The organism is Amycolatopsis sp. PS_44_ISF1 (assembly GCF_032335455.1).
GTDB lineage: Bacteria > Actinomycetota > Actinomycetes > Mycobacteriales > Pseudonocardiaceae > Amycolatopsis.
In genome coordinates this window covers 1,131,640-1,147,266 of the sequence record NZ_JANUXO010000002.1, presented here as the reverse complement: position 1 = coordinate 1,147,266, position 15,627 = coordinate 1,131,640, and the positions used below count along the sequence as shown (strand labels likewise).

The 15,627-nt window shown below is 74.7% G+C and carries 14 protein-coding genes and 1 pseudogene; 10 read left to right on the top strand and 5 right to left on the bottom strand.

Going from position 1 to position 15,627, the window contains the following annotated elements; all coding sequences use genetic code 11:
- Positions 1–21: 21 nt before the first annotated feature.
- Positions 22–657: a TetR family transcriptional regulator gene (locus tag NYF13_RS19585; RefSeq protein WP_315658651.1), complete on the bottom strand. Its 636-nt coding sequence runs from the start codon at positions 655–657 to the stop codon at positions 22–24.
- A gap of 125 nt (positions 658–782) precedes the next feature.
- Here NYF13_RS19585 and mca point away from each other — a divergent pair, with 125 nt between their 5' ends.
- Entirely contained in the window at positions 783–1,655 is an 873-nt protein-coding gene (gene mca, locus NYF13_RS19580; RefSeq protein ID WP_315658650.1) for a mycothiol conjugate amidase Mca, read from the top strand.
- A gap of 38 nt (positions 1,656–1,693) precedes the next feature.
- On the opposite strand, the gene NYF13_RS19575 is transcribed toward mca, so the two are convergent.
- Both NYF13_RS19575 and NYF13_RS36755 read right to left on the bottom strand, forming a co-directional pair.
- Positions 1,694–2,356 carry an MFS transporter gene (locus NYF13_RS19575; protein WP_315658649.1) on the bottom strand — a complete coding sequence of 221 codons (663 nt, stop codon included), beginning with the start codon at positions 2,354–2,356 and terminating at the stop codon, positions 1,694–1,696.
- Positions 2,357–2,516: 160 nt separating this feature from the next.
- Positions 2,517–2,795, bottom strand: a pseudogene (locus tag NYF13_RS36755) (winged helix-turn-helix domain-containing protein); the annotation flags it as partial.
- A 295-nt stretch (positions 2,796–3,090) separates the two neighbouring features.
- On the opposite strand from NYF13_RS36755, the gene NYF13_RS19570 reads away from it, so the two are divergent.
- From NYF13_RS19570 to NYF13_RS19560, 3 genes are all read left to right on the top strand, one after another.
- Entirely contained in the window at positions 3,091–5,829 is a 2,739-nt protein-coding gene (locus NYF13_RS19570; RefSeq protein WP_315658647.1) for a type 2 lanthipeptide synthetase LanM family protein, read from the top strand.
- A 59-nt stretch (positions 5,830–5,888) separates the two neighbouring features.
- Complete coding sequence (locus NYF13_RS19565) at positions 5,889–6,059, top strand: hypothetical protein (RefSeq protein WP_315658645.1); 171 nt, start codon at positions 5,889–5,891, stop codon at positions 6,057–6,059.
- 98 nt (positions 6,060–6,157) lie between these two features.
- Positions 6,158–9,040, top strand: coding sequence for an AAA family ATPase (locus NYF13_RS19560; RefSeq protein WP_315658643.1), 2,883 nt, complete (start codon positions 6,158–6,160; stop codon positions 9,038–9,040).
- A gap of 45 nt (positions 9,041–9,085) precedes the next feature.
- Here NYF13_RS19560 and NYF13_RS19555 read toward each other — a convergent pair whose 3' ends face one another.
- A complete protein-coding gene (locus tag NYF13_RS19555) occupies positions 9,086–9,775 on the bottom strand; it encodes a GntR family transcriptional regulator (RefSeq protein WP_315658642.1) in 690 nt (229 codons plus the stop codon).
- Between the two features lie 225 nt (positions 9,776–10,000).
- On the opposite strand from NYF13_RS19555, the gene NYF13_RS19550 reads away from it, so the two are divergent.
- The 6 genes from NYF13_RS19550 (at position 10,001) to NYF13_RS19525 (ending at position 14,746) form a co-directional block, all read left to right on the top strand.
- Positions 10,001–10,858 carry a fumarylacetoacetate hydrolase family protein gene (locus NYF13_RS19550; RefSeq protein WP_315658641.1) on the top strand — a complete coding sequence of 286 codons (858 nt, stop codon included), beginning with the start codon at positions 10,001–10,003 and terminating at the stop codon, positions 10,856–10,858.
- A 1-nt stretch (position 10,859) separates the two neighbouring features.
- Complete coding sequence (locus NYF13_RS19545) at positions 10,860–11,783, top strand: VOC family protein (RefSeq protein ID WP_315658640.1); 924 nt, start codon at positions 10,860–10,862, stop codon at positions 11,781–11,783.
- A gap of 49 nt (positions 11,784–11,832) precedes the next feature.
- Positions 11,833–12,351, top strand: coding sequence for an SRPBCC family protein (locus tag NYF13_RS19540; RefSeq protein WP_315658638.1), 519 nt, complete (start codon positions 11,833–11,835; stop codon positions 12,349–12,351).
- Between the two features lie 216 nt (positions 12,352–12,567).
- On the top strand, positions 12,568–12,843 hold the full coding sequence (locus NYF13_RS19535; protein ID WP_315658636.1) for a hypothetical protein: 276 nt from the start codon (positions 12,568–12,570) through the stop codon (positions 12,841–12,843).
- Positions 12,813–13,796, top strand: coding sequence for an MFS transporter (locus NYF13_RS19530; protein ID WP_315658634.1), 984 nt, complete (start codon positions 12,813–12,815; stop codon positions 13,794–13,796). The genes NYF13_RS19535 and NYF13_RS19530 overlap by 31 nt, the downstream gene beginning before the upstream one ends.
- Before the next feature lie 125 nt (positions 13,797–13,921).
- Complete coding sequence (locus NYF13_RS19525; protein WP_315660370.1) at positions 13,922–14,746, top strand: DUF72 domain-containing protein; 825 nt, start codon at positions 13,922–13,924, stop codon at positions 14,744–14,746.
- A 54-nt stretch (positions 14,747–14,800) separates the two neighbouring features.
- Here NYF13_RS19525 and NYF13_RS19520 read toward each other — a convergent pair whose 3' ends face one another.
- Positions 14,801–15,571 carry an SDR family oxidoreductase gene (locus NYF13_RS19520; RefSeq protein WP_315658633.1) on the bottom strand — a complete coding sequence of 257 codons (771 nt, stop codon included), beginning with the start codon at positions 15,569–15,571 and terminating at the stop codon, positions 14,801–14,803.
- Between the last annotated feature and the right edge of the window lie 56 nt (positions 15,572–15,627).

Here is a 15,627-nt window from a genome sequence, read left to right as displayed (position 1 = left end):
GGGGTCACCGGCGGGCGGGGGTCATCGGCGGACGCAGTAGCCGGCGAGCGCGGGCCCGGCGAGGCCGAACGCCCGCTCGGCGAGCTGGGCCGCCTCGGGGACCAGCCGCTGTTCCGGCACGCCCTCGCGCGTCATCTCCTGCACCCGCCGCCACAGCACCCGGTGGGTCGCGGCGAGCTGGCCGGCCATCAGCACCGGCAGCGGGTCACCCTCGCCGGCTCCTTCGGCGGCGGCGAGTTCGGCGGCCAGCGCGGCCTCGCGCAGCTCGTCGAGCTCACGCTGCCGGGCCCGCAGCCGCGGGCTTTCGTGGACCAGCACGGCGAAATCCCGCGTGGACCGGCCGTTGAGGACGTCGTTGCCCGCCAGCGAGGCGAGGAACTGCCGGCGCAGCGCCGCCAGCGCCGGCTCGCCGGGCTCCCGCCGCCGCACGACCTCCGCGAGGCTGGCCACCACGACCTCGTGGGCGTCGAAGACCAGGTCCTCCTTGAGCGGGAAGTAGTTGGTGACCGTCATCTTCGACACGTCGGCCGCGTCGGCGATCTCCGCGATCGTCACCGGGTCGAACCCGCGCTCGATGAACAGCAGGGTCGCGACGTGGGCGAGACGTTCGCGGGTTTCCCGCTTCTTGCGTTCACGGCGGTTCCCGGTCGCGGTCATGGGGCCACCTTAGCAGTGAAATTTAGCGGACCTAAAATGTCATTTGGTCGAAACTTATGTTCGACATAAGATAGCTTCAGGGGGCCGCGGTGGTCCCAGCCCGTGAGGGGAAAGAAGGAGGAGCCATGCTCGTCGACCGCTCCGGTCAGCGTCTGCTGGCGGTGCACGCCCATCCCGATGACGAGTCGAGCAAGGGCGCGGCGACCCTGGCCCGGTACGCCGCCGAGGGGGCCGAGGTCCTGGTCGCCACCATGACCGGCGGTGAGCGCGGCGACGTGCTCAACCCGGCCCTGGACCGGCCCGAGGTGCGGGCGGACCTGTCCCGGCGGCGCCGGGCCGAGATGGACCGGGCCCGCGAGATCCTCGGGGTGTCGCAGGAGTTCCTCGGCTTCGTCGACTCCGGCCTGCCCGCGAACGGGGAGGCGCTGCCGGAGGGCTGTTTCGCCCGGGAGCCCACGGGGGAGGCGGCGGCTGCGCTGGTGGCGCTGATCCGCCGGTTCCGCCCACAGGTCGTCGTCACTTACGACCCTAGCGGCGGTTACCCGCACCCGGATCACGTCAAGGTGCACGAGGTGTCGGTGGCCGCTTTCGCCGCGGCCGGGGACCCTGCGGCCTATCCCGGGTCGGGGGAGCCCTGGACGCCTTCGAAGCTGTACTACACGTGCGCCTTCAGCAAGGTCTACTTCCAGGCCATCTACGACGGTATGACCGCCGCCGGAAGGGATTCCCCGCACGATGAGGTCCTGCGGGAGTGGGACGACGCGATGCCCGTGTGGCCGATCACCACCCGGGTCGGGTGCGCGGACTGGTTCCCGGTCCGGCTGGCCGCGATCCTCGCGCACGAGACCCAGGTCGACCCGCACGGGCCGGAGCGCTCGTGCCCGGTGGAGATCGAGCAGGAGTGCTGGCCCACCGAGGACTACCACCTGGCGCAGTCCCTAGTGGACACCGCGCCGGCCGAGGACGACCTGTTCGCGGGCCTCACCGTCCGAGGGTGAGGCCCCGCCCGGCGCGGGCCGCACCGGGCGGGCGGCGATCAGGAACCGACCAGCGCCGCCACCCCGGCGTGGCGCACCGTCCGCACCCGCGCCGCGCCGTCGGACTCGTAGGGCACCAGGATGACCTCGTCCGCCCCCAGTTCGCCGGTGAGCCGGGCGATGCCGCGCCGCACGGTGGCGTGGTCGCCGTGCAGCACTCCGGCGTCGGTCAGGGCCTTGTGGCCCAGGTAGCGCCCGCGGGCGATGCCGAGGATCAGCGCGTAGGTGAAGGTGGAGAACAGCAGGTTCAGCACCGCGAAGTACAGCGAGGACATCCGCAGGAACGGTTCCCGCACCAGGTGCCGCCAGCCCGCGCCCACCTGCCTGAGCAACGGTTCGGCGGCCTTCTTGTCCTGCTCCTCCGGCGGTGGCCCGGCCCGGCGGCCGGTCGCCAGCAGCACGAGGCACAGCGCCGAAGCGCCGAAGGTCAGCGCGTCCACCGCGAACGGCAGCGCGGGGTTCAGCGCGAGCAGCAGGCCGCCGGCCGACGGCGCGATGAGGCTCGCGCCGTATCCGCGGGCCTGGTTCACCGACACCGCCGCGGCGAGCTGCTCGCGTGGCACGATCCGGCGCAGCAGCTTGGCGTGCGCCGGGCCGTACACCTCCTGCGCCGCCTGCGTCAGCACCACCAGCCCCAGCGCCAGCGCGACCGGCAGCGGCACGAAGAACCGCGAACGGCCGCTGCCAGCCGCTCACCGCTTCGCCCAGCAACTCGGCCCCGGTCGCGGTGTCGCCTTCGAGCAGGTGACGGCGCCCGGAGCGCACGAGGTGGTCGAAGCGCTGGAGGTCGCACTCCTGCGAGTCGACGCGCAGGCGGTAGCCCGCGCCCACGCAGGTCAGCCGGTCGCCGAACGCCTTGCGCAGCTTGGACACGTAGACCTGCAGGTTCTTGCGGGCGCTGCGCGGCGGCGGACCGGCCCACAGGGCCTCGGTCAGCTCGTCGACGCGCACGATGGTGTTGGCCCGGCACAGCAGCAGCGCGAGCAGCAGCCGCTGCTTCGGGCCGCCGAGGTCGGCCGTGCGGCCCCCGGCGTCCACGCTCAGCTCCCCGAACACCTGGCAGGCCAGCGCGGGCACGACACGTTCACCGGTGGTGGTCATGAAGCCGAACCAACCAGCCCGGGGGCGGGCGCACATGGGTCGCGGGCCCCCACATTCCCCGGCGGCGGGGAGCCTGCAGGGCCGGGCTCGGCCGACCCCACCGGCTCCCCGCCGCGGAACGGCCCGGCCCGCGCAGGACCGCCGCACTCCCGCGGACCGGCGCCCGTCCCGGCCCCCGGAGTAGCCGGCTTCCCGCTCGGCGACCGGTGCGAACCCGGGCGGCGATCCCGGACCGCGGAAACTGGGGGATTCTCACCCATGTCCGCCGCCACCGGCCGCTGGCAGGATCGGGGCCGTGAGCCTCCCCTCCTTCCCGCCGCACTGGTGGTCACCGGGTCTGACCTCGGCCGAGCGCCGGTCCGGCCCCGCCGTGCCCGGGTGGGCGGAGTTCGTGGCCGGGGCCGTCGGCGGGGTCACGGGGGAGCGGTCCGCGCCGCCGGACTGGCGGGCCGCGCTGACGTCGGTGTTCGACCCGTTCACCGCCGAGGCCCGGCGCCGGGCGGGCGGCGGGGCGGACTTCGCCGCGCAACTGGGCGCGCGGCTGCTGCGCCTCGGTATCCGGACGCTGGTGCTCGAACTGCACAACTCGGCCGGACAGCTCGAGGGTGAAACCCCCGAAGCCCGCTTCGCCGACTTCGTCCGCCGGGCCGGCACACGGGAATCGCTGACTTCACTGCTGACCACTTATCCGGTCCTGGCCCGCCTTCTCGGTCAGACCTGCATCCATAGCGCCGAAGCGCACCGCGAACTGCTGGACCGCCTCGAAGCCGACCGTGCCGCCCTCGGCCTCGAAGGGCCGCCCGTGCGCATCACCGGCGGCCTCGGCGATTCGCACCGCCACGGCCGATCGGTGCAGGTCCTGGAGTTCGGCGACGGCACCCGGCTCGTCTACAAGCCACGCTCGCTCGACCTGCACGCGCACTTCGGCGAGGTCATCGCCTGGCTGGGCTCGTACCTGCCCGGGCTCCGGCTGCGGACCGTCGACGCCGTGGTGCGCGAGGGTTACGGCTGGCTGCGGTTCGTCGAGCACCGGCCGTGCGCGGACCTCACCGAGGTCGACCGCTTCCACCGCCGCCAGGGCATCCTGCTCGCGCTGCTGCACGCCGTCGACGGCACCGACGTGCACTTCGAGAACGTGATCGCGGCCGGTGACCAGCCGGTGCTGATCGACCTGGAAACGCTCTTCCACCCGGCGCTGCCCCGCGGCGCCCACGGCACCGACCCGGCGGTCGAGGCGCTGGCCGGCTCCGTGCACCGCACCAGCCTGCTGCCGCAGATGTTCCTCGGCGAGCACGGCGCGGCCGACATCTCCGGCCTCAGCGGCGGGGCCGGGCGGCTGCCCGCCGACCGGGTCGACTGGCTCGACCCCGGCACCGACCGGATGCGGCTCACCCGCGGGCCGGCGGCCCTGCCCGGCGGTGTCAACCGGCCGCGGCTGGACGGGCGCGAGATCGAACCCGCCCAGCACAGCGCCGCGCTGCTGGCCGGGTTCCGCCTCGGCTACGACACGATCGCCGCGCACCGCGCCGAGCTGACCGCGCTGCTCGCCCGGTGCGCCGGGGACGAGGTCCGGGTGCTGCTCCGCCCGACCAACCTCTACGCCCGGCTCCTCGACGAGACCACCCACCCGGACCTGCTGCGCGAGGCCGACGAGCGGGACGCCGCGTTCGGCCTGCTCGCCGAAGGCGGCGCGGACCCGGTGCGCCGGGCCCTGCGGCCGAGCGAGCGGGCCGACCTGTGGGCCGGCGACGTCCCGCTGGTCACCGGCCGCCCCGGCACCCGGGACCTGTGGGACTCGGCCGGACGGCGGTTCCCGGACCTGCTCGCCGCGCCGCCGCTGTCCGTGGCCGGGGCGAAGATCGCCGCGATGACCAGCGTCGACCAGCGGGACCAGGCCTGGCTGATCTCCGCGGCGCTGGCCACCCGGCCCGGACCGGTCACGCACCGCTGCGACGAGTTCGCCGACGCCGTGCCGGTGACCGCGCCGACCGCCGAGCAGATCCTGGCCGCCGCGTCCGGGGTCGCCGACCAGATCCTCGCCCGCGCCTTCTCGCGCGAGGACCGGGCCAACTGGCTCGGCCTCGAACTGGTCGAAGAGCGGTACTGGAGCGTGCTGCCGATGGGCGCGGGACTCGGTGACGGCTACCCGGGCGTCGCGCTGTTCCTGGCCCAGCTCGCCCGGCTGACCGGCGTCGGGCGCTACCACGATCTCGCGGTGCGGGCCCTTTCCCCGGTGCCCGCGCTGCTCGGCCGGTTCGCCGCCGATCCCGCCCTGGCCTCGGCCGCGGGGTGCGGCGGCCCGCTCGGCCTCGGCGGCTTCGCCTACGCGCTGGCCCGGCTGGCCACCCTGCTCGACGGTCCCGGTCCCGCGCTGGCCGAGCGGGCCGTGGCCGTGATGCCCGCCCCGAAGCGCGGCCTGCCCCGCCGGTTCACCACCGGGCTGGCCGGGGGGATCACCGCGATGCGCTCGGTCGCCGCGCTCACCGGGCTGGACGCCGCGGCCCGGCTCGCCGACGACTACGCCGAACTCGCCGCCCGCCCGGGCCCCGGGGAGCCCGACGCGCCGGGCTTCGCCTCCGGCCACGCCGGGATCCACTGGGCCCTCCGGCAGAAGGCCGCCCGACCGCCGGAGCCGACCGACGACCACGGCTGGTGCTCGGGACTGGCCGGCCTCACCCTCGCCTACGCCGACGACCCCGTCGCCCTCGAACCCCTCGGCGGTCTCGACGCCTGCGTCACCCGGCTGGCCGAGCGTCCGCCGTTGCGGGACATGTCGCTCTGCCACGGCGAATCCGGGATCGTCGACGTGCTGGTGACCCTGGCCGAGGGTGGCCACGCGGGCGCGCGGCAGGCCGCAGCGAAGCGCACCGGCGCCCTGCTCGCCGCGATCTCCGAGCGCGGCGCGCTGTGCGGCACCCCCGGCGCGGTGCCCTCTCCCGGTCTGCTGAGCGGACTCGCGGGCATCGGCTACGGCCTGCTGCGGCTGGGTTTCGCCGCCCAGGTGCCCTCGGCGCTGCTGCTGCAACCCGCTTGACCCCCGTACCCACCCGGACAACACCGGAACAACGCCCGAACGACCCAGAAGGAGAACCCGTGCGGAACGAGACTTTGCCGGACAGCCCGATCGGCGCCGTGACGCTGCCCCGCCCCACCCCCGTCGGTGCCCGCAACCACGCCCTGTCCGGTCTGCGGCCCGGGGCGGCGGCGGCGGAACCGTTCGACGACTGGTCCCCGACCGTGGTGTCGCTGATCCTCGGCACCTGAGCCGGCCCGGCACCGTCGTGTCGATGATCGGCTTCCCAGTGGTCCGGTACCGTCGAATTGCCCTCATCGATCGGAAAATCACCGGCTAGAATCGCGGCGTGGGCTTCCGTTCGCCGCGAGTCGTCGGCCGCGACCACGAGATCACCGTGCTCCGGCAGATGACCGGCGAGCTGGAGACCGGCCGGGGCGGGACGGTCTTCCTGGTCGGCGAGGGCGGGATCGGCAAGTCACGGCTGGCCGCCGAGGCCGCCGGCCGGGCGCTGGCCGCCGGGCGGCCGGTGCTGCGGGGCCGGGCGAGCTCGATCGGCCCGATGGTGCCCTTCCGCCCGCTGGCCGAAGCGCTGCTGTCGCACTTCCGCGGCGGGCGGCCGCCGGAGCTGCCCGAACTCGACGCCTACCTGCCGGTGCTGGCCCAGCTCGTGCCCGACTGGGACCGCCGCGACCGGCCGCACCAGGGCGGTTCGCTGGTGGTGCTGGCCGAGGCCGTGCTCCGGCTGCTGTCCGCCACCGCCCGGGACGGCGGCTGCCTGGTGGTGCTCGAAGACCTCCACGACGCCGACGCCGAGACCCTGTTCATCCTGGAGTACCTGGTCGACAATCTCGCGGGGGCGGGCGCGCTGCTGGTCGCCACCCAGCGCGACGAGCCCGGTGACGCCCTGCGCCTGGCCCAGGAGGCCAGCCGCCGGGGCAGCGCGAACCTGCTCCGGCTGGGCCGCCTCGGCCGCGCCCACACCCGCGAGCTCGCCGCGGGCTGCCTGGAGACCGAGCCCGGCCGGGTGCCCGACGCCGCGATCGACCTGCTGTGGCACACCAGCGACGGCAATCCGTTCGCGGTCGAGGAACTGCTGCACGGCATGGTCGGCGAAGGGCTGCTGGTCGACGGTCCCGAGGGCTGGCAGGTGATCAGCGAGCCGCGCACCCGCGTGCCTTCGGCGCTCGTGACGACCATCGCCGGACGCGTCGCGCAGCTCGGCGCGGAAGCCGAGGCGCTGCTTTCGGCCGCGGCGATCCTCGGCCTCCGGTTCCCCCCGGCGATCGTGCAGCAGGTGACCGGTCTGGACGACCACACCCTGCACAGCCACCTGAGCGCCGCGGTCTCCGCGCAACTGGTGACCACCGACGAAACCACGCCGGGCTGGTACGCCTTCCGCCACCCGCTCACGGTGGAGGCGCTGCTCGCGCGCCTGACGCCGTCGGCCAAGGCCGACCTCGCCGCCCGCGCCGCCGACGCGGTGGAGGCGCGGTACCCGGAGCTGCCCGACGAGCTGTGCGCGCTCGTCGCGTCCCTGCGGCTGACCGCGCTCGACGAACCGGCGGCCGGACGGCTGTTCTCCGAGGCCGGGCAGCGCGCGCTGCGGGCCGGTGCCGCCGACTCCGCCGTCACCCTGCTCACCCAGGCCCAGCGGCTGCTCGCGAACGCCGAACCGGCCGAGCGCGCCGCGGTGCTCGGGGCCCTGCTCACCGCGCTCGGGCAGACCGGCCAGTTCGACCGGGCGGTCGAGCTCACCTCCGGCTTCACCGAGACCGGTTTCCTGGAGCAGGCGGCGCAGGTGCACACCCAGCTCGCCTGGGTCGCCTACGTGGCCGGGCGCCACGAGGACTGCCTGAGCCAGATCGGCCAGGCCCGTTCGCTGCTCGGCCCGCCCGCGCCGCCGGGGCAGCAGTCGGCGCTCGACGCCGTCGAGGCGACGCTCTGGCTCGACGTGCCGGGCCCGGACCACACCCAGCGGGCCGAGCGGCTGGCCCGCCGGGCCTGGCAGGCGGCCGAATCGCCTTCGGTGGCGTGCCAGGCGTTGCAGGCCCTCGGGGTGGTGGTGCTGGAACGCGACCTCGACGAGTCGGAGGAGTACCTGCACCGCGCCCGGCGCATCGCCGAGGAGAACCGGCTGCACCACCTGCACACCCAGGTGCTGGCCCGGATCGGCGGCCACCGCGTGCTCGCCGACGGCGACGAGGGCTTCCTCGACCTCGCCCGCGCGGAGGCCCGCCGCACCGGCGCCATCACCCTGTCCTGCACGGTGGATTCCACGCGCACGATGCACGCGATCATGCGGGGCGAGTTCGCGGTGGCGGCCGGGCTGATCGAGAGCAACCAGCCGGTGCTCACCCGGCTGAAGCTCACCGCGCTTTCGCAGTACCTGCTGATGACCCGCGCGATGGCCGCCGCGCACCGCGCCGACCGCGCGGGCATGGAGCTGGCGCTGGAGGAGTTCCTCGCCGCGGGTGGGCAGAACGCGCAGGAGATGGTGCTGTGCCTGGGCCTGGCCCGCACGTTCTGCTCGCTGCTGGAGGAGAACCCCGAGCGGGCGCGGCGTGAGCTGGCCCAGGTCGACGCGATGGAGGAGAACCAGCCCAGCCGGTTCCACCTGTCCGGCCGGCACGGGCTGCGGCTGCTGCTCGACGCGCTCGCGGGCGGGCCCGGCGCGGCCGGCGGCACCCACGCCGCGCGGCGCATGCGCTGGAACCGGCAGTTCAACCGGCTGGCCGACGCCGTGGTCCTCGGCCGGGAAGGACTGGTGGCACGCGCGAACGAGGCCGTCGCCGAAGCGCTGGAGGCCACCGCCCCGTACCCGGTGGCGCGGCACCTGGCCCTGCGGCTGGTCGCGGAGACCGCGGCCGCCGACGGCTGGGGCGATCCGGTGACCTGGCTGAAGAACGCCGAGGAGTACTTCCACTCCGCCGGGGTCCCCGCCGTGGCCAGCGCCTGCCGCGGGCTGCTGCGCCGGACCGGCGTGCACGTCCAGCAGCGGCGGACCGGCTTCGACCGCGTGCCGGCCTCGTTGCGCTCCAACGGGGTCACGGTGCGCGAGTACGAAGTGCTGCAACTGCTCGCCGACCGGATGGGCAACAAGGACGTGGCGCAACGCCTGCACATCTCCCCCCGGACGGTGGAGAAGCACGTGGCGAGCCTGATGACCAAGCTCGGCCACCGCAGCCGGGCCGAGCTGACCGAGGACGCGTCGGTGCGGCACGGGCGGTGACCCCCGGCTCCCGGCCCGGGTGCAGCGGGAGCCGCCGGGGCGGTCTCAGCCCACCCGGTTGGGCTGGTCCGGGGCGCAGCTGATCAGGAGCTGGGCGGTGTGCGCGATGTGGTCGCGCAGCAGCTCCTGCGCCCGGCCGGCGTCGCGGGCGAGGACGGCGTCCAGGATCGCCCGGTGCTCGGCCGGCACGTCGCGGGTGGGTTCGTTGCCCAGGGACACCGACCACTGCAGGTACAGCTCGGCCTCCTGCCGCAGCGACTGCGCCGTTTCCAGCAGGCGCCGGTTGCCGCAGCCGGTCAGCAGCGCGTGGTGGAAGGCCGCGTGGGCCCGGGACCACTGTTCGCTCAGGTGCCCCGGGTCCCGCGGGTCGCGGTAGGGCGTGCGTTCCAGCAGGTGGTGCGCGGCCACGGCGCCGGCCTCCCAGTGCACGTCGCCCTCCTGCACGGACCGGCGCAGCACCAGCGATTCGATCTCCACCCGCGCCTGGGTCAGCTCGGCCAGGTCCTGGTGGGACAGCGGCCGGACCTGGAAGCCCAGGTGCGGCCGGGTCACCACCAGCCCTTCGGCCACCAGCCGGGTCAGCGCCTCGCGGGTGGCTCCGACACTGACCTGGTAGCGGGCGGCCAGGTCGGGGAACTTGAGCCGTGCGCCCGGGACCAGCCGGCCGGCCAGGATGTCGGCCCGCAACGCCTGGTGGATGCCGTCGGTGCGGGTTTCGCCGCCGCTCTTGCCCATGGCCTCAGCCTAGCAGTTTACGAATGATGTTTGAACTTTCGAAAGTTTAGCGATACTTTCGAACTCGCCCGGGGAGAACTCCTCCGCGGCCGGCCGAGGAGCCCTTCGGTACGGCCGCCCGGCCCCGGTAGACCAGCGGGCCCGGGACGGTCCCTCCGCTCGCGGCCGCCGGGCTTTCCCCACCCGAGTGCCGGCTCCGGCCGGCCCCGCCGAAAGGTGCAGGTCATGAAACTGGCCAATGTGGACGGTCGGGCGGTTCTGCTGACCGCCGAGGACAAGGGCGCGGACGTGGAAACGGCTTCGGGCGGGCGGTTCGGCCCCGGGCCCGCCTCGGTCTACGAGGACTGGGCGGAGTTCCGGGCCTGGGCCGGGGCGGCGGTGATCGAACCCGACGTCGCTTTCACCCGCGCCCAGCTCGGGCCGCCCTCGCCGACCCCGCGGCAGATCGTCGGGATCGGCCTGAACTACGACGCGCACGCCGCCGAGGCCGGGTTCGACGTCCCGGAAGGGCTGCCCCCGACGTTCGCCAAGTTCGTCTCCGCGCTGGCCGGCCCGGACGTGGAGGTCGTGCTGCCGGCCGGGGGGAACGTGGACTGGGAGGTGGAGCTGGTCGCGGTCGTCGGCCGGACGGCCCACCGGGTCACCGGCGCCGAAGCCTGGGACCACGTCGCCGGGCTGACCGTCGGGCAGGACCTGTCCGAGCGGGTCTCGCAGCTCGCCGGCCCGGCCCCGCAGTTCAGCCTCGGCAAGTCGTTCCCGAACTTCGCGCCGGTCGGCCCGTGGCTGGTCACCCCGGACGAGCTGCCGGACCGCGACGACCTGGCGCTCGGCTGCGCGATCGACGGCGAGACGGTGCAGGCGGGCCGCACCCGCGAGCTGATCTTCCCGGTCGCGCGGCTGGTCTCCGCGCTGTCGCGCACGATCACGCTGTACCCGGGCGACCTCGTCTTCACCGGCACCCCGTCCGGGGTGGGCATGGGCCGCACGCCGAAGCGGTTCCTGCGGCCCGGCGAGCGGCTGGTGAGCCGGATCGAGGGCATCGGCGAGATCCGCCAGACCTTCACCGCCGGGCCGGAGGACTGACATGGGCCTGCACCGGCTGACCCGGGTGACGATGGGCGTTCCCGAGGTGGCGCAGACCGTGGCCTACTACGCCGATTTCGGGCTGACCCACCACGGCGGCGGGAACCTGCACACGCTCGAGGGCGGAGAGCAGCTGCGGGTCCGGCCCGCCCCGTCCCGCCGGCTGCTGGAGCTCGGGGTGGGGGCCGACGACCCGGACGACCTGGCGCGGATCGCCACCCGGCTCACCCGCTCCGGCGTGGCCGTGGCCGCGGACGGCGCGGCGGTCACCGCGATCGAGCCGGTCTCCGGGTTCACCGTCCGGGTCGAGGTCGCGCCGCGCATCGCGCGGGAGCCCGTGCCGGCCACGCCGTACAACGGGCCCGGCCGGATCGAGCGGTACGGCCGCGCGCCCGGGGTGGTGCGGGAGACCGCGGTCCGGCCCCGGAAGCTCGGCCACTGCGTGGTCGGCACGACCGGCCTGGACGCCACCCTGCGGTTCTTCACCGAGGGGCTGGGGTTCAAGGTCAGCGACCACATCGGGGACCGGGGCGCGTTCCTGCGCTGCTCGGACGACCACCACAACGTGCTGGCGCTGGCCGCGCCGGTGAACTTCCTGCACCACACCTCCTGGCAGGTCGACGACGTCGACGACGTCGGCCGGGGCGCGTCGGCGATGCTGGAGGGCCACCCGGACCGGCACGTCTGGGGCCTCGGCCGCCACCACGCGGGGTCCAACTTCTTCTGGTACCTCAAGGACCCGGCCGGGAACTTCAGCGAGTACTACTCCGACATGGACTGCATCCCCGAGGACGAGCTCTGGACCCCGGAGGTGTTCGAGGGCGCGCGGGGACTGTTCAGCTGGGGCCCGCCCCCGCCGCCGTCGTTCCTGGCCCCGGACGACCTCGGCGCGCTCATGACCGGGCAGCACGCGCCGTCGCGCTGACCGCGCTGGCCCCGGTTTTCCGCCCCCGCCGCCGAAACGAGGAGATCACATGACGACCGACCTGTACGCGCCCCAGATCCCGGACGACCTGAACATCCGGTTCGTCGAGAACCGCATCGTCATCGAGCGCCCGGCCCAGGAGGTCTACGACTGGGTGACGACCTGGGCGAACCTGCCGAAGTGGCTGCCGATGGCCTCGGGCACCGAGGTGCGGCGCGGCACCGAGGGCGCCCCGGCCGAGCTCGGTGACGTGCTGCTGGAGACCATCGCCGCGGACCTGCCGGACGAGAAGCCGAAGCTCTACACCGTGGTCGCGCGGGTCCCCGGCAAGCTGTGGACGGTGGTCGGCCGCGACGTGCTCGACGACGGCACCCCGGCCCCGGCGATGCACGCGATCGCCACCTTCACCACGTTCGACCTCGGCGACGGGAGGACTCTGTTCTGCCGGCTGTTCGAGCGGCTGGTCCCGCCGGCCGAGCCGGCCGGCCCGCACCCGGTCGAGGACCCGGCCCGCATCCAGCCCGGGTTGGAGCTGATCAAGGCCCACCTCGAAGGCGCGGCGCGGTAGCCCCGCCGCCCCGGCGGGCCACGGCCCGGGATCGGCACTCCGGACAGACCCGGCGAAGGAGGACTTTTCCCTTGCCACCCCGGCGAAAAGCTCGCCGGACGGGGGTGTGGCCCTGGACACGAGCGGCCCGGGGGACCGGCCGGGCTTGCGAAGATCGGGGCGTGGGCACGGAACCGATCAGCACCGCGACGGCCGGTCTCCGGGCGGGGCCCGGGCGTGGCTGAGGAGTTCCGGCTGCGTTCGGTGGCCGTCGCGGTGTACGGGCCGGCCGCGTTGTTCGGGCTCGCCGAAGGGGCGATGCTGCCGGTCGTGGCGCTGAGCGCGATCGACCGGGGGGCCACGACGCCGGTCGCGGCGCTGATCGGGGCGCTGCTGGGGATCGGCTCGCTGGTGATGAACATCCCGGCGGGCGTCCTGGCCACGCGGGTCGGCGAGCGCAAGTCGAGCTGCTCGCCGCCGGGGTGTCGGCCGCCGGGCTGGTGCTGTGCCTGACCGACATCGGCCCGGGACCGGGTGCGCTGGCGCTCTACGGCGCCGGGGTGCTGCTGATCGGGGCCGCGGGCGCGGTCTACGGCCTCGCGCGGCAGTCCTACCTGACGGAATCGGTGCCGCTGCCCATGCGGGCGCGGGCGCTCTCGACGCTCGGCGGGACGATGCGGATCGGGCTGTTCGCCGGGCCATTCGCCGGGGCCGGGGTGATGCAGTGGTGGGGCCAGGCCGGTGCGTACTACCTGAGCCTCGTCGCGGTGCTCGCCGCCGGCGTGGTGGTGTACCGGGTGCCGGACCTGGAGACGACCGCCGAGCACCGCGCGGCCGCGGCGGGGATCACCACCTGGGGCATGCTCAAGCGGAAGTGGCGGGTGTACGCCACCCTCGGCGCCGGGATCCTGCTGCTGTCCGGGATCCGGCAGACGCGCCAGACCGTGGTCCCGCTGTGGGCGGCCCACCTCGGCCTTTCGCCCACGGCCGGCTCGCTGGTCTACGGGTTCGCCGGGGCGGTGGACGCGCTCGTGTTCTACCCGGCGGGCCGGGTGATGGACCGGCACGGCCGCCGGTGGGTCGCGGTGCCGTCCGCGCTCGTGCTCGGCGCCTCCTTCGTCCTGATGCCGCTGACGCACGGCGCGGTGCTGCTCGCCGTCGTGGCCATGGTGATGGGGTTCGGCAACGGCATCGGCTCGGGCATCGTGATGACCCTCGGCGCCGACGTCTCCCCGTCGGTGGGCCGCCCGACGCACCTCGGCGTCTGGAACGAACTGGCTGACATCGGCTCCGGGCTGGGCCCGCTGCTGCTCGCCGGCGTGACCGCGCTCGCCGGGCTCGGGCTGGGGATCGTGGTCAGCGGGCTGGTCGGCTTCGCCGCGGCGGGGGCCTTGTGGACGTGGATCCCGAGACCGGCGCACCGGTCTCGCCCGGCCGGGGTGCGCGGGCCGCCTCCGGGAGGCTGAGCGCTCGACGCTGCCCCCCGGGGAGCCGGAGGCGGGAGCGGGACGGCCGCCGCGGCGGGTAGTAGCTTTCACGGCAGGATCGAGGGGAGCGGACGCCCGTGCCAAGTCTTCGAGTCGGCTGTGCGATGTGGACCCACAAGGAGTGGCTCGGCCGGTTCCTGCCGTCCTCGCCGCCGGCCAAGGAGCGCCTGCGGGCCTACGCCGGCTGGTGCAACGCGGTCGAGGGCAACACCACCTTCTACGCCACTCCGGCGCGCGACACCGTCGCGAGCTGGGCGGAGCAGACCGGCCCCGGTTTCCGGTTCGTGGTCAAGCTGCCCAAGGTCGTCACGCACGAGCGACGGCTCGCCGGGGTCGACGCGCAGATGCGGGCGTTCCTGGACGCGATCGAGCCGCTCGGTGAGCGGGCCGTGCTGTGGACCCAGTTGCCCGCCTCCTTCGGCCCCGCCGGCGTCGATGTCCTCGGCCGCTTCCTGCGCCGGCTCCCCGCGGACCGCCGCCGCGCCGTGGAGGTGCGCCACCCCGGCTTCTTCACCGACGACGGCTCCACTTCGCTGCTGGAGGGCACGCTGGCCGGCGCGGGCGCCGAGTGGGTCCCGTTCGACACCACCGTCTTCTTCCGCACCCCGCCGGCCAGCGAGGCCGAGCAGGAGGCGTGGGCCAGGAAACCGCGGCTCCCCCGGCGGACCCGGGCCCTGACCGACCAGCCGATCGTCCGCTACCTGGGCCGGGATTCGGCCGAGGAGACGGCCGAGGGCTGGCGCCCGTGGGCCGCGACGGTCGCCGGCTGGCTGCGCGAGGGCCGGTCGCCGACGGTTTTCCTGCACACGCCCGACAACCACGACGCGCCTTCCCTGGCCCGCCGCTTCCACGACGACGTGCGCGCGCTGGTCCCCGGTCTCGCCGCCCTGCCCGAGCCGGAGCCGGTCGAGCCGGCGACGCTGTTCTGAGCCAGGCCCGGGCGGCGCCCGGCGTTAGTGGTTCTCGCGGGGACGCCGCCGTGCTCAGACGACGGCCGTCATGCCGCCGTCGACGAAGATGACCTGCCCGTTGACGTAGTCCGACGCGGGGGAGGACAGCCACACCGCGGGCCCGACCAGGTCGCCGGCCGTGCCCCAGCGGCGGGCCGGGGTGCGGTCGCGGACCCAGCGGTCGAAGGTTTCGTCGTCCACCAGGTCCTGCGTCATCTCGGTGTGGATGTAGCCGGGTGCGAGGGCGTTGACCTGCAGCCCCGCTCCGGCCCATTCCGCGGTCATCGCCCGGGTGAGGTTGCGCAGCCCGCCCTTCGCCGCGGTGTAGGGCCCGATGGTGGGCCGGGCCAGGTCGGTCTGCACCGAGCAGATGTTGACGATCTTCCCGGCCCGCCGCCGCACCATCCGCCCGGCGACCGCGCGCCCCACCACGAAGGCGCCGGTGAGGTTGGTGTCCACCACCCGCCGCCAGTCCGCGAGGCTCACTTCCAGCAGCGGCTCGCGGTGCTGGAACCCGGCGTTGCTGATCAGGACGTCGATCGGCCCCACCTCGGCTTCGATCGATTCGACGGCCGCCCCCACCGCGTCTTCGTCGACGATGTCGAACGCCCGGGCCGCGACCCGGCCATCCCCGAATCGCCCGGCCAGCCGGGCTCGGGTGTCCTCCAGCCGCCCGGCGTCGAGACCGTTGAGCACGATCGTGGCTCCCGCCCCGGCCAGCCCCTCGGCGAGGGCCAGCCCGATCCCGCGGCTGGACCCGGTGACCAGCGCGACGCGTCCGGTGAGGTCGAAGGGCAAGGACATGGTCTTCTCCGGTCAGGGGCGCTTCGGGCGGTGGTGCGGCTCGTCGAGGCTACCGC

Bases quoted from the DNA above. Each gene is read 5' to 3' on its own strand.
- NYF13_RS19585 (WP_315658651.1), bottom strand. From the start codon at position 657: ATGACCGCGACCGGGAACCGCCGTGAACGCAAGAAGCGGGAAACCCGC.
- mca (WP_315658650.1), top strand. From the start codon at position 783: ATGCTCGTCGACCGCTCCGGTCAGCGTCTGCTGGCGGTGCACGCCCAT.
- NYF13_RS19555 (WP_315658642.1), bottom strand. From the start codon at position 9,775: ATGGGCAAGAGCGGCGGCGAAACCCGCACCGACGGCATCCACCAGGCG.
- NYF13_RS19550 (WP_315658641.1), top strand. From the start codon at position 10,001: ATGAAACTGGCCAATGTGGACGGTCGGGCGGTTCTGCTGACCGCCGAG.
- NYF13_RS19545 (WP_315658640.1), top strand. From the start codon at position 10,860: ATGGGCCTGCACCGGCTGACCCGGGTGACGATGGGCGTTCCCGAGGTG.
- NYF13_RS19540 (WP_315658638.1), top strand. From the start codon at position 11,833: ATGACGACCGACCTGTACGCGCCCCAGATCCCGGACGACCTGAACATC.
- NYF13_RS19525 (WP_315660370.1), top strand. From the start codon at position 13,922: ATGTGGACCCACAAGGAGTGGCTCGGCCGGTTCCTGCCGTCCTCGCCG.
- NYF13_RS19520 (WP_315658633.1), bottom strand. From the start codon at position 15,571: ATGTCCTTGCCCTTCGACCTCACCGGACGCGTCGCGCTGGTCACCGGG.